Origin of the sequence: Mesorhizobium norvegicum (assembly GCF_004919685.1) — a bacterium.
Taxonomy (GTDB): Bacteria; Pseudomonadota; Alphaproteobacteria; order Rhizobiales; family Rhizobiaceae; genus Mesorhizobium; species Mesorhizobium norvegicum.
Map to the genome: position 1 here is coordinate 1 of NZ_SMYZ01000150.1, position 11,722 is coordinate 11,722.

14 protein-coding genes are annotated in these 11,722 nt (G+C 64.8%); 5 read left to right on the forward strand and 9 right to left on the reverse strand.

Annotated features, from left to right (window positions below; genetic code table 11):
* Window positions 1-391: hypothetical protein (locus FCU66_RS39520; protein WP_246094206.1), on the forward strand; the 391-nt coding region annotated here is incomplete at its 5' end.
* A gap of 74 nt (window positions 392-465) precedes the next feature.
* Here the strand turns inward: FCU66_RS39520 and FCU66_RS39525 are convergent.
* The 5 genes from FCU66_RS39525 to FCU66_RS39545 are packed head-to-tail and all read right to left on the reverse strand — an operon-like array spanning window position 466 to window position 2,843.
* Window positions 466-771 (reverse strand): urease subunit beta, encoded by a 306-nt coding sequence (locus FCU66_RS39525; RefSeq protein WP_136621108.1) that lies wholly within the window; start codon window positions 769-771, stop codon window positions 466-468.
* Between the two features lie 8 nt (window positions 772-779).
* The gene (locus tag FCU66_RS39530) at window positions 780-1,367 is read right to left on the reverse strand and encodes a HupE/UreJ family protein (protein ID WP_136621109.1); all 588 of its coding nucleotides are present in this window, start codon (window positions 1,365-1,367) and stop codon (window positions 780-782) included.
* 34 nt (window positions 1,368-1,401) lie between these two features.
* On the reverse strand, window positions 1,402-1,656 hold the full coding sequence (locus tag FCU66_RS39535) for a DUF1272 domain-containing protein (protein ID WP_136621110.1): 255 nt from the start codon (window positions 1,654-1,656) through the stop codon (window positions 1,402-1,404).
* Window positions 1,657-1,666: 10 nt separating this feature from the next.
* A complete protein-coding gene (locus FCU66_RS39540) occupies window positions 1,667-1,969 on the reverse strand; it encodes an urease subunit gamma (protein WP_136621111.1) in 303 nt (100 codons plus the stop codon).
* Between the two features lie 28 nt (window positions 1,970-1,997).
* A complete protein-coding gene (locus tag FCU66_RS39545; protein ID WP_136621112.1) occupies window positions 1,998-2,843 on the reverse strand; it encodes an urease accessory protein UreD in 846 nt (281 codons plus the stop codon).
* Between the two features lie 215 nt (window positions 2,844-3,058).
* Here FCU66_RS39545 and FCU66_RS39550 point away from each other — a divergent pair, with 215 nt between their 5' ends.
* The 3 genes from FCU66_RS39550 to FCU66_RS39560 all read left to right on the forward strand — a co-directional run bounded on the left by FCU66_RS39550 (window position 3,059) and on the right by FCU66_RS39560 (window position 5,423).
* Entirely contained in the window at window positions 3,059-3,313 is a 255-nt protein-coding gene (locus FCU66_RS39550; protein ID WP_013528393.1) for an acyl carrier protein, read from the forward strand.
* 5 nt (window positions 3,314-3,318) lie between these two features.
* Entirely contained in the window at window positions 3,319-4,527 is a 1,209-nt protein-coding gene (locus FCU66_RS39555) for a beta-ketoacyl-[acyl-carrier-protein] synthase family protein (protein WP_136621113.1), read from the forward strand.
* A 191-nt stretch (window positions 4,528-4,718) separates the two neighbouring features.
* Entirely contained in the window at window positions 4,719-5,423 is a 705-nt protein-coding gene (locus tag FCU66_RS39560; RefSeq protein ID WP_136621114.1) for a glutathione S-transferase family protein, read from the forward strand.
* A gap of 22 nt (window positions 5,424-5,445) precedes the next feature.
* Here FCU66_RS39560 and FCU66_RS39565 read toward each other — a convergent pair whose 3' ends face one another.
* The 4 genes from FCU66_RS39565 to FCU66_RS39585 all read right to left on the reverse strand — a co-directional run bounded on the left by FCU66_RS39565 (window position 5,446) and on the right by FCU66_RS39585 (window position 9,971).
* Window positions 5,446-5,793, reverse strand: a complete 348-nt coding sequence (locus FCU66_RS39565) for a hypothetical protein (RefSeq protein ID WP_136621115.1) — start codon at window positions 5,791-5,793, stop codon at window positions 5,446-5,448.
* Between the two features lie 85 nt (window positions 5,794-5,878).
* Window positions 5,879-6,499, reverse strand: coding sequence for a nucleoside triphosphate hydrolase (locus tag FCU66_RS39570; RefSeq protein WP_136621116.1), 621 nt, complete (start codon window positions 6,497-6,499; stop codon window positions 5,879-5,881).
* 319 nt (window positions 6,500-6,818) lie between these two features.
* Window positions 6,819-7,919 (reverse strand): hypothetical protein, encoded by a 1,101-nt coding sequence (locus tag FCU66_RS39580; protein WP_136621605.1) that lies wholly within the window; start codon window positions 7,917-7,919, stop codon window positions 6,819-6,821.
* A gap of 237 nt (window positions 7,920-8,156) precedes the next feature.
* Window positions 8,157-9,971 (reverse strand): methyl-accepting chemotaxis protein, encoded by a 1,815-nt coding sequence (locus FCU66_RS39585; protein WP_136621606.1) that lies wholly within the window; start codon window positions 9,969-9,971, stop codon window positions 8,157-8,159.
* Between the two features lie 362 nt (window positions 9,972-10,333).
* Here FCU66_RS39585 and FCU66_RS39590 point away from each other — a divergent pair, with 362 nt between their 5' ends.
* Window positions 10,334-11,215, forward strand: a complete 882-nt coding sequence (locus FCU66_RS39590) for a D-alanyl-D-alanine carboxypeptidase family protein (RefSeq protein WP_425462891.1) — start codon at window positions 10,334-10,336, stop codon at window positions 11,213-11,215.
* Window positions 11,216-11,722 lie beyond the last annotated feature (507 nt).

The following is an 11,722-nucleotide window of genomic DNA, read 5'->3' on the forward strand; positions in this document are numbered from 1 at the left end:
CAAAACGATATTCATTGCCGCCGCTGCCACGCTCATGCTGGCGGGCGCCGCCAGTGCCCAGCAGCAATCCGCGCAACAGCCCGCTCCGGCGCCGGCCGCGCCTGCCCCCGGGGCGACCACGCCCGCCCCCGGGGCTCAGCCGGCCGTGCCGACGATCCAGAGCGTCAGCATCGTCGACATCACCGAGCTGCCAAAGGACACCCAGACGCAGGTCAACCAGGTGATCGCCCAGCGTGGCGATGACGGTTTGAAGAAACTGCGCAGCTCGATCGACGCCACGCCCAAGGTGAAGTCGGCGCTGGAAGCCAAGGGGCTCAGTTCGGCGCAAGTCGTCGCCGCCAGCATGGAGCCCAATGGCGCGCTGACGCTGATCACCAAGAAGGCGAGCTGACAAGTGAATGCGGCGGGCCGGCATCCGGTCGATCCGCCGCATCAAAGGGCCGAGAGCGCTCGACGCCGTCGATCTCACAGCTTGCCCATCACCTTCTGCTGAAATCCGTAGACCTCGCGCTTGCCGCCAAGCGGCACCAGCGTGACGTCGCGCTCCTGTCCCGGCTCGAAGCGCATGGCCGTGCCGGCGGCAATGTCGAGGCGCATGCCCCTGGCACGCTCGCGGTCGAATTTCAGCCCCTCATTGGTCTCGAAGAAATGGTAATGGCTGCCGACCTGGATCGGCCGGTCGCCGCTGTTGGCCACTTTGAAGGTGACGGTCGGCAGGCCTTTGTTCAGCTCGATGTCGCCGCCCGCCGTGATGATTTCACCGGGGATCATCGTCACCCTCACAGAACGCCGAAGACGAGGCCGACACCGACCGCAGCGCAGGCCGCACCCACGGCGCGGGCGAGGCCACGGAACCTGATGCCGAGACCGAGCCCGGCAGCGATGCCGGTGGCGTGCAGCAGCACGGTGGCGATGGCAAAGCCGGCCATGTATTCAAGCCCGCCGGCATTCTCAGGCACCTCGGTGCCATGGGCATGGCCGTGGAACAGCGCGAACAGGCCGATGATGGCGATGCCGGCCGACACCGGCAGATCGACCGCCAACGCCACCAGCAGCCCGAGCGCCACGACCGATGCCAGTATGCCCGGTTCGACGAAGGGCAGTGGCATATGCAGCATGCCGAGCACACCGCCGATAAGCATGACGCCGACAAAGGCCGCCGGCCAGGCAAGAATCGCCTTGCCGCCCTTGAGCGCCGCCCACAGTCCGACGGCGATCATCACCGTCATGTGATCGAGGCCGGAGAGCGGGTGCATGAAGCCGGCCGTGAAGGAGGAGGTGGTGCCGATGCCGACATGGGCATAGGCCGGTATGGAAGCCGCCAGCAGGAGGATCGCCGACAGGCATAGGCGTTTGGCAGGGATCATTCTATTTGCCTTTCGTTTGGCTCGGTCGTGGTGTTCACGCCGCCTTGCGGGGGCCGCAGCCTTCGGCCTTGAGAACGCGCCTGGTCGACGCCGGATATTTCTTCAGCATCGCCACCGGGCGGATCGGCCGCGTCGAAAAACCACCGCCGCAATTGGGACAGACGCCGCCCAACACGTGTTCCACGCAGTCGGCGCAAAAGGTGCACTCGAAGGTGCAGATCAACGCATCAGTCGCCTCCGGCGGCAGGTCCTTGTCGCAGCATTCGCAATTGGGGCGCAGCTCAAGCATTGTTCTCTCCTCACCGGATGGGTTCGTGCACGGTCACCAGCTTGGTGCCGTCGGGAAATGTCGCTTCGACCTGCACGTCGTGGATCATCTCGGCGATGCCTTCCATGACTTGCGCGCGGGTCACGACATGGGCGCCGGCCTCCATCAGTTCGGCGACCGGGCGGCCGTCGCGGGCACCCTCGACGACGAAGTCGGTGATCAGCGCGATCGCTTCCGGATGGTTGAGCTTGACGCCGCGATCGAGCCGCTTACGCGCCACGATCGCCGCCATGGCGATCAGCAGCTTGTCCTTTTCCCTCGGCGTCAGATTCATGCGTTTCCCTGGACTGGCATAGACAGACTCACAATGACCATAATTTGGGCAACCCCGCCCTTCCGTTGAGCAATTCGACGAGTGGAACCAGCCGCTGGCGCAGCTGGTAGCCATCCCCGGCGTAGAGCCTCGCAAGAAGCTTGCCAGATTTCTTCACGCTCCAGGCGCTGGCGCTGCCGCGGTCGCCGACGATCTCCAGAACTGGATCGAGCAGGGCTTCGGCCCGCGGCGACACCAAAAGCAACGTCGCCATCGCGATCGCGCCTCCGGCAATCGCCGGGCGGTCGAGCGCGGCGGCGATATCGGGTCCGATGCGGAAATCCTCGGCATGAACAAGGGAGCCAGCCTGGCGGACACGCCAGCGGTCGTGGAAATACCCCTGCGTGGCGCGTTCGCCCATCGCCAGGCGGCCGAAGACGGCGGCTTCCAGCACCAGCGCCTCGGCGCCGACGGCAAGCTCGACGTCGAGTGTGCGGGCAAAGGCCGCCCGGTCGAAGACGATGGTTTCCTGCGGCAGCCAGGCAATGCGGCCGTTTTCACCGACCGACAACTTGACCCGCACCTCGGCACGGTCGGATGCCGCCCGGTAGATTTTCTCGCAGGCCTGGGTCGTGATCGATGCCGAAGCCGCCGTGCCGACACCCACGTCCCAGGCAATACGGTCGCCGCCGGTCATCCCGCCGGCGGTGTTGATCAGCACCGCTTCGAGCGGATCGGCCGAGACAGAAGGCATCCTTATCTTGGCGGCGCCGTCCTGATAGAGGCGCCGCAGGCGCGTGCGACCCTCACTGAGAGCGCAGGAAAGCCGCGCCACGCCCGCAACGCGCTGCGTCGAAATCCCGCCATGTTCGCCCCCATATTCGCTCGTATCCATGCCTGCACGTTAAGCACTCCGGCGGCTTTGTCGACCTACAGTTCGATATAGCTTGTTGCTTGACAACGTTTCGGTTTCTATAGAGGGAACCACCTTGGTACGGTCATGCAGCGCTTGGCGGGGGTATAAAACGACGACGGCGGCTTGATACCAGGAGAAAAAGGGGCGCTGCTCAGTTGGCGTCGGGAAACGTGACATAGTGGGGAAGAAACCGAATGGCCGACCAGCTGGCAACGGATATCATCGCGAAGATCAAGGCTCATGCCGAGCCGGGCGGCGAAGAAATCACCACCACCACCGAATTGACCTCGCTTGGTATCCATTCGCTCGAGCTGACGGAGATTATCTTCGATCTTGAGGAAGAGTATGGCATCGAGATCGAGATGAACACGGTCGACGCCTGGAGCAATCTGAAGAATGTCGGTGATATGGTCGAAGCTGTCCGCGCGCTGATCGCGAAAAAAGCCTGACCTGAATGCGGCAGCGCGTCGTCATCACCGGCATGGGCGGTATTTGCGGGCTCGGCATCAGCGCGCCTGCGATCTGGAACGAGATGCGCGCCGGCCGCTCGGCCATCGGCCAGATCACAAGTCCCCAGCTGCATGACCTGAAGGTCAAGGTCGGCTGCGAAATCAAGACGCTTCCCGATCACGGCATCGATCGCAAGCAGACCGTGTCGATGGACCGCTTCAGCCTGCTGGCGACGATCGCAGCCAGGGAAGCCATGCAGCAGTCCGGACTGGTTTCGAACGAAGCCACCACCTATCGGATGGGCACCGTCGTCGGTGTCGGCGTCTGCGGCTGGGAGGCGATCGAAGAGAGCTATCGGGCTATCCTGATCGAGGGCAAGAATCGCGCCGGCATCTTCACCGTGCCAAAGGTGATGCCAAGTGCGGCCTCCGGTCATGTCAGCATGAATCTCGGCCTGCGCGGGCCGGTCTTCGGCGTCACCTCGGCCTGTTCGTCGTCCAACCACGCCATCGCCTCGGCCGTCGACCAGATCAGGCTTGGCCGCGCCGACGTGATGGTTGCCGGCGGCACCGATGCGCCGCTGGTCTGGGGCATCCTGAAGGGCTGGGAAGCATTGCGCGTGCTGGCGCCCGACACCTGCCGGCCATTCTCGGCCGATCGCCAGGGCCTGTCACTCGGCGAGGGCGCCGGCATGGCGGTGCTGGAAAGCTACGAGCATGCCATGGCGCGCGGCGCCACCATCCTTGCCGAAATTGCCGGCGCCGGCCTCTCCGCCGATGCGTCCGACATCGTCGCGCCGACCATCGACGGACCAACGGCCGCCATGCGTGCCTGCCTGGCCGACGCCGGGTTCAATCCCGAGGATGTCGACTATCTCAATGCCCACGGCACCGGCACCAAGGCCAACGACCAGATCGAGACGGCGGCGATCAAGCGCGTCTTCGGCGACCATGCCTACAAGCTTTCGGTGTCGTCGACCAAATCGATGCACGCCCATTGCCTCGGCGCATCGGGTGCGCTGGAGATGATCGCCTGCGTGATGGCGATCCGCGAAGGCATCGTGCCGCCGACGGCCAATTTTCGCGAGGCCGATCCCGATTGCGACCTCGACGTCACGCCCAATGTGGCGCGCGAGCGCAAGGTGCGCACCGCGATCAGCAACGGCTTCGCGTTCGGCGGCACCAATGCGGTGCTGGCCTTCAAGGCCGTCTGATTCCGGATCTGCCCGGGCGGTTGCACCTGCCTAGGGCCACCCCAAGCGTCCCGCACGATCCGTTCTGTTGACTGTCCGTGCATGGCGAAACTGTCGCCGCCATATTGATCAGGATCGGCCGCGCGCCTAATCCTTGGACGCCCCCGCCAAAACCGCACCGCTCGGCGCGAATCCCCATTCAGGAGTTTTCCATGGCTGATCTGTCCGCCTTTCCGATTGCAACACGCTGGCCGGCCAGGCATCCGGACCAGATCCAGCTTTATTCGGCGACAACGCCGAACGGCGTGAAGATATCGATTGCCCTGGAGGAACTCGGCCTCCCGTACGAGCCGCATTGGGTCAACATCGGCCAGAACGAAAGCTGGACGCCGGAATTCCTGTCGCTCAATCCCAACGGCAAGATACCGGCAATCATCGACCCGAACGGTCCCGACGGCAAGCCGATCGGCCTGTTCGAATCCGGCGCCATCCTACTCTACCTCGCTGAAAAGACCGGCCTGCTCATGCCCGTGGACGCCGCGCGCCGCTACGAGACCATCCAGTGGGTGTTCTTCCAGATGGCCTCGGTCGGGCCGATGTTCGGCCAGGTCGGCTTCTTCCACAAATTCGCCGGCCGCGAGATCGCCGACAAGCGCCCGTTGGAGCGCTATCGCGATGAATCAAAGCGACTGCTCGGCGTGCTCGACGGCCGGCTGAAGGGCCGCAAATGGATCATGGGCAATGACTACACCATCGCCGATATCTCGCTGCTCGGCTGGGTGCGCAACCTGATCGGCTTCTACGAAGCGCGCGAACTTGTCGGCTTCGACGATTTCGCCAATGTGGGAACATGGCTGGAACGCGGTCTGGCGCGGCCGGCGGTGCAGAAAGGCCTGACCATTCCCGCCAAGGCCTGACACAGCCAGACCCTGGCGAAGGCTACTTTGCCTTCGCCTTGGCTTTCGAGCCGCCCTTGCCCACCATGGAGGCTGCAAACGATGCGGTTCCCCTGGCGGCGATGACGACCGCGCCTGCCGCGACATTGGCGGCAGCCTTGACAGTGCGCATGGCGCTGCCCGAGATCGATGCGTCAGCGCTCGCCGGCTTTTTGGGCTTTGCGGTTTTCGGCGCGGCTTTTGCCGCTGTCGGCACCACTTTCTTCGGCGCCGCCTTGCCAAAGGCCGGTTTGGCGTCCTTCGAACGTGCAGCGACCGCCGGGCCGGCGCCTGCCTTGGACTGGGTTGCCTTGCCCTTGGCGGGCGCGGGCTTTCTTGCCTTCTGTGCCATCGGACGGAATCCCTGTTTGGCAGAATTGCCTTGTCGGCGATAACGGCCTGAATGTCTTAAGGTTCCCCTTGCGCAATCGGTAGAATCAAGCGGAATCGCCGATCACCAGATCGGCAGCCCGGCGGCGAGCAATAACCCGGTCGATATTGGGCATGTCGTTGGAGGCGATCCAGGCGCGCGCATCCGCATCGGAGCGGCCGTGCCCGTGCCAGCGCTCCAGCAGGCGGCGCTCGAGCTCATTGCGCGGCACGTCGACGAAGATCGAGAAATCGAACAACGGCGCCAGCCGCGACCACGGCTCCTCGTCGAGCAGCAGGTAATTGCCCTCGACCAGGATGAATTTGGTTTCGGTGGCGACGATCGAGGCGGCGGCGCGCGACAGTTCCATGCTGCGGTCGAAGACCGGGATGGCAATGTCGGGTTCACCGGCCCGGATACGCTTCAGCAGTGTTTCGAAGCCGGCAAAGTCGAAAGTTTCCGGCGCCCCCTTGTGCGCGCGCAGGCCGCGCCGTTCGAGCACGACGTCGTCATAGTGGAAGCCGTCCATCGGCACGACTTCCGAAGCACCTTCGGGCAGCAGCTCATGCAGCCGCGCCGACAGCGTCGACTTGCCGGCCCCCGGCGGCCCGGCAATGGCGACGATGAAGCGGTTTGCCTTGCCGGCACGCTTGAAGATGGTGGCGGCGAGATGGGCGATTTCGGACATGAGAGCCTCTCTGGCCTGGATGATAGGCACGATAATTTCCACCGCATCTTGTCGGCAGTTGGTGGAAATTTCAAACCGGGATTTGCACGATTGGAACGGTCAATTGCCGAAGTCGGCGCCGCCCCTCATCGCCCTGCCGGGCACTTCTCCCCGTATAGTGACGGGGAGAAGGGGCTGGCCGCAACGACGGCGTCCTTCTTGCGCTGGTGATTGGCGAAATCATCGATGAGAGCGCCCTCTCCCCGTCACTATACGGGGAGAGGATGCCGGAAGGCAGGTGAGGGGCAGCGCCAACTTTGATGGAAACCTTGAAGCTCGTTCAGACAGCCGCGGGTTGGCCGATGCGCAGGAAATCGCTGTCGAAGGGAACCTCCCAGGACGAGCCGCCGGTTGCCATCCGCATGCGGCCATCCGCCGTCGTGACCTCCTGTGGTGGCTCGCCGCCGGACAGCGGCATGGTGCCGATGACATGGCGAAAGGAAACGCTTTGGCCTTCGCCCAGCGCAAAAGCGGTTGCCACCCCTTCGCGCTTCAGCCAGTTGTCGCCGATCGAGGCGGCATGGCCGACGGCAGCGCGGCCGTCCTCGATGCCGAGCACGCCCAGGTGGCGGCCGCTCCAGGGCGCGTAGTCGCGCCCACCATTGCTGAGCCACAGCATGGTGATCGGCAGCTCGGCCGGGTTCTTCAGCACCAGCACCAGGTCGCCTTCGGCCTGCCGCGCCAGCGCGGTCCAGCCCGGCCCGCCATGATCGGCCTCGACCAGCGTGATGAAATCCTCGCGGCGGTCATCCATGCGGTATTCCGTCAGGTCGAGCGTGCCGCCGCCGGCAGCGGGGAAATGGCCGAGATCGGCGGACCGCGCCGGATAGGCCAGCATGAAGCAGCCGCGTGCGGGATCGGGCTCCAGCGGGTCGTCCAGCGTCGCGGCAAAACGTTTGGGCGAAAAGGCCAGCCTGCCGCCGCCCGTCATCGCCGTCATCGGGTGATGCGCGACCGAGATCGCGCCATGGCCGCCGGAAAACACATGCTCCTGGTAGAGGAAGGGATGGTCGTCGCGCAGCCTCACGATCTTGTCGACGCTCGCGCCCATCACCTTGTGCCGCAGGCGGTAGACCGCGCGCCAGCCATCCTCAGTCGCAGCACTCTCGACGACATCCCAGGTGCTGTTGGCCGGCCAGCCATGCAGCGGGGCCTCCTCGACATCGCTGCGCGAAAACGGCGCGCAGAGAAAATCGCCGGACAGCCGAACCGTACCTTCCGGCAAATTGTCCGGCAGCGTCTCGTTCGCATCGACCCAGGGTGCGCGATGCAGCGGCTTCAGCTGCCGCCCGTCACGACTGACGACCATGTCGGCGATGTGGCCGACCGTGAGGTCGAGCGAAACCGAAATGCCTCTGGCCTTGATCGTGCTGACAGTCATTGCGTTCTCACCGATTCTGAAGCCGCAAACAGAACCCGTTCGGCGCCGGTTGCGCAAGCACTGCGGCAGGCATTTTGCATCAGCGCACCTTCACCCTTCCCCCTTGTGGGGAGGGTCGATCCGCGCAGCGGATCGGGGTGGGGTGACGCCGGCGCCAGGACCCCCACCCCGGCGAACGGTCTCCGCTTCGCTCCGCCCGCTCGCCGACCCTCCCCACAAGGGGGAGGGTGAGCAGATCTACTGCCGCTTATATTCCCGCACCGGCGACTTGGTGTCGTCGGTGTAGGTGACCTGCACCGACATCGATTTCACGCTGTCGGCGACCTTGAAATAGGGCTGGTAGTCGTAGGGGATGGCGTAAGGGTCCTTCTTGTCGCAAGGCGGCATCTTGATCTCCTTGTCGAGTGCCGCGCCGTTCAGGCTGTAATGCACCTGTTTGATGGCGCAGCGGTAGGACAGCATCTGGGTGAAATAGACCAGCCCGTGATTGCCGCTGGCATCGAAGGCGATCCACGACGTCCAGAACTGGTCGAGGATCTGCTTGTCGCCTTGCTGGAGCGCTGTCTCGGGGTCGAAGCGGATGTCGAACGGGCCGGTCTCGCGGCCCCTGATGTCGAGATATTTGATCGCGATCATCCCGGCCTGCGTGCTGTCGGGCAATTCGAAACTCGGATTGGCCATCGGCTTGCCGGTGGTCTGGTCGTTCATGGCCAGGAAACCGGTGTCGGTGAACGGGCCGCTGCCGCCCATGCGCCAGGAGATGGCGGTCGCCGGTTCCGGCAGCGAGATGGTCATCGACCAGCCCTGGTTCGAGCGCATCGGCGTCAGCGAAGGCACGAAGCGGGCGGGGTCGAGCACGTCGCCAAGCGCTGCCAGCCGGCTGCGGCTGCGGTCCAGCCAGTCGGCCAACTGCGTCTGGTCGACGAAATATTTGAGCAGCCCGCCATCCTTTTCGTAGGATACGAATTTGGTCAGCGCCTTGGCCTCGTTGCGCTTGTCGGCCAGCGTCTGGGCGCCGAGCCGGTCTTCCGAAAACTCCTGCGCCAACAGGAAATAGGCCGGCGCGAAGTCCGCATTGGCGGCGACGAAGGCGTTGAGCTTGTCGAGGCGCTGGGCGTCGTCGAACTGCAGGATATGCACGAGCTTGATCGACAGCGCCTTGCCCTTGTCGGCAAGCGCGCCGAACACCTCGCGGGCGCCGGCCTTGCCGTCCTGCACCCGAAGCAGCGTGGCAAAGCGCGTGTAGGGGTCGATGGCGTCGACATCGAAACCGGCAAAGGCGAGGTAGGAACGCCGCGCATTGAGCATGTCGCCGGACAGCTCGTAGACGCGGGCATTGTGGTAGAACTCGTCCGGCCGCTTCGGTTCGGCGATCGCCCCGCCTTGCGCGGCGAGCGCGGCAAACCCCTTGGCGATGGTGTCGATCGAGGCGGCGATCTGCTGCGTCGTCGCTTGCAGTTTTTCGGTCTGGGCCTGCTGCTGCGCCTGGCCGGCGGCCAGCGTCTCGGTCTGTTTCTTCACCTCTTCGGTGGTCTTTTGCACCTGCGCCGTCTGTTCAGTCTGCTGCTGCTGGGCCGAGGCGATCTCGTCGGTCTTCTTCACCACCGTGTCGGTCGACTGCTTGACCTGTTCGACCGTCTTCTGCGTTTGCGTGACCGTCTGCTCGATCTTGGCCACCTTGGCCGAGACGATGCCCATCGACTGCTGCAGCCCGGCAATGGCCGGCACCAGGCCGGCGATCACCCCATTCTGTGCGTTGGTCTGCTGCTGCAGGCCGTAGACGCCGCCGGCGACCGCTGCAGCACTTGTGGCGAAGATCAAGGCAGGCAGCGCCTTGGCCGCCAGCACCAGCCTGAGCACGATGGCAATGGCGATGATGGCCGCAGCCACTGCGGCGACCAGCGCGATATAGGCGGCGAACGGCGCCAGCGGATTAAGCACGTCGCCAACGGCGCCGCTGATGAAAGCGACGCTGCCGGCCCATTTGCCGGTGCGGCTGAGCGATGCCTTGATAAGCGAAGGTGCCGCGCCCCCGGCCCCGATAGTCGTCATGCCAAGCCCCCAAAGTCGCCAGATACCACGCCCTTCCCACAGGAAACGCAGCCTTGGCAAGGAAAGACACCGGAAACGGGCGTTTTCGCGGCGGCTATCGCAGGCTTGGGTTCCTCGCCCCCGCCAGAGGCGGGGGAGAGGTGGCCGCGAAGCGGCCGGAGAGGGGGCCTTCGTAGGGCGCAGTCCCCTCTCCGTCTCGGCTTCGCCGAGCCACCTCTCCCCACTTTCGTGGGGCGAGGAACCCAAGCTTGCGTAGGCATGACATTCCTGGGTATGAGCGGCATTAACCAAATGGACGCATCAATCGCGTTACGTTAGCTTCGCCTCATCTCAGCAACAGCTTGACCCGAACAGACTTGCCCTTGTCCAACCCCCTTCCGCTCATCCAAAGAGTTTTTGCGGCACTCGCCCTGCTGGTGCTGCTTGCCGGCTGCGCCACGACGCCGCCCGACAGCGTGCTGGCCGTGCCGGCGCCGGCGCAGAAATATGCCGCGATCGTCGTCGACGCCAGGACCGGCAAGCAGCTGTTCGAGGTCAACTCGACGGCGCAGCGCTACCCGGCCTCGCTGACCAAGATGATGACGCTCTATCTGCTGTTCGAGGCGCTGGAGGCCGGCCGCGTCACCAAGGAGACGCAGATTCCGGTGTCGGATCATGCCGCCTCGCAGCCGCCGACCAAGATGCGCTTCCGGCGCGGCGAGAGCATCGACGTCGATTCGGCGATCCGCGCCATCGTCGTTAAATCGGCCAATGACGTGGCGGTGGCGGTCGGCGAATATCTCGGCGGCTCGGAGGAGCAGTTCGCCGCCATGATGACATCCAAGGCGCGCCAGCTCGGCATGACCAGCACCACCTTCCGCAACGCGTCCGGCCTGCCCGACGACAGCCAGATGACCACCGCGCGCGACATGGCGGTGCTCGGCATGGCGCTGCGTCAGCGCTTTCCCCAGCAGTTCCACTATTTCTCCGAAAGCGACTTCATGTTCCGCGGCAGGCTGGTGCGCGGCCACAACGACATGCTCGGCCGCGTGCGCGGCGTCGACGGCATCAAGACCGGCTACATCAGGGCCTCGGGCTTCAACATCGTCACCTCCTACAATGCCGACGGCCGCAATCTGATCGTCGTGGTGATGGGCGCCGACAGTGCCCGCCAGCGCAACGACCACGTCGAAGCGCTGATCCAGCGGAGTTTGTCGCCGACGATGGATGGCGCCAAGACAAGGCTGATGTTCGCCGAGCAGTAGTAGGCGGCAGCGCGATTTGCGCGGGGCGCGCCCGGTGACGGATTGCCCGGTGAGGGCAACTGTGCTACTGTTTGAGGTATGGTGCTGATTTGCGCCAGAGACCCGCCGCAAGGCGGGTTTTTTGTTGCCGTCGCCATCCCCTCCACATCGTCCAGCAGCCTTGCACGCCCCGGTTCCTAGTGCCGTTTTCGGCGATTGGCGGAACCGCCCGTCGCTTCGTCATCCACGGGCGGAGCAAGGAGCGAAGCGACGCGGCGCAGACCCGAGGATCCATGCCGCGACCTCCGAGCGCTGCCGCGGTGCAGAACCTTGCGGGACGCTGGCGGACCCCCCTCTGTCCTGCCGGACATCTCCCCCGCAAGGGGGGAGATTGGCAGCTTCAGCGCTTCGCTCACTCGTCCAACGGTGGAGGTTGGCGAAAGCCGGCATGACAGCCGATCTCCCCCCTTGCGGGGGAGATGGCCGGCAGGCCAGAGGGGGGTGCCTGGGCGCAAACCTACCATCCCT

Coding starts and splice junctions, on each gene's coding strand:
- FCU66_RS39525 (WP_136621108.1), bottom strand. CDS start 771: ATGATCCCCGGTGAAATCATCACGGCGGGCGGCGACATCGAGCTGAAC.
- FCU66_RS39530 (WP_136621109.1), bottom strand. CDS start 1,367: ATGATCCCTGCCAAACGCCTATGCCTGTCGGCGATCCTCCTGCTGGCG.
- FCU66_RS39535 (WP_136621110.1), bottom strand. CDS start 1,656: ATGCTTGAGCTGCGCCCCAATTGCGAATGCTGCGACAAGGACCTGCCG.
- FCU66_RS39540 (WP_136621111.1), bottom strand. CDS start 1,969: ATGAATCTGACGCCGAGGGAAAAGGACAAGCTGCTGATCGCCATGGCG.
- FCU66_RS39545 (WP_136621112.1), bottom strand. CDS start 2,843: ATGGATACGAGCGAATATGGGGGCGAACATGGCGGGATTTCGACGCAG.
- FCU66_RS39550 (WP_013528393.1), top strand. CDS start 3,059: ATGGCCGACCAGCTGGCAACGGATATCATCGCGAAGATCAAGGCTCAT.
- FCU66_RS39555 (WP_136621113.1), top strand. CDS start 3,319: ATGCGGCAGCGCGTCGTCATCACCGGCATGGGCGGTATTTGCGGGCTC.
- FCU66_RS39560 (WP_136621114.1), top strand. CDS start 4,719: ATGGCTGATCTGTCCGCCTTTCCGATTGCAACACGCTGGCCGGCCAGG.
- FCU66_RS39565 (WP_136621115.1), bottom strand. CDS start 5,793: ATGGCACAGAAGGCAAGAAAGCCCGCGCCCGCCAAGGGCAAGGCAACC.
- FCU66_RS39570 (WP_136621116.1), bottom strand. CDS start 6,499: ATGTCCGAAATCGCCCATCTCGCCGCCACCATCTTCAAGCGTGCCGGC.
- FCU66_RS39580 (WP_136621605.1), bottom strand. CDS start 7,919: ATGACTGTCAGCACGATCAAGGCCAGAGGCATTTCGGTTTCGCTCGAC.
- FCU66_RS39585 (WP_136621606.1), bottom strand. CDS start 9,971: ATGACGACTATCGGGGCCGGGGGCGCGGCACCTTCGCTTATCAAGGCA.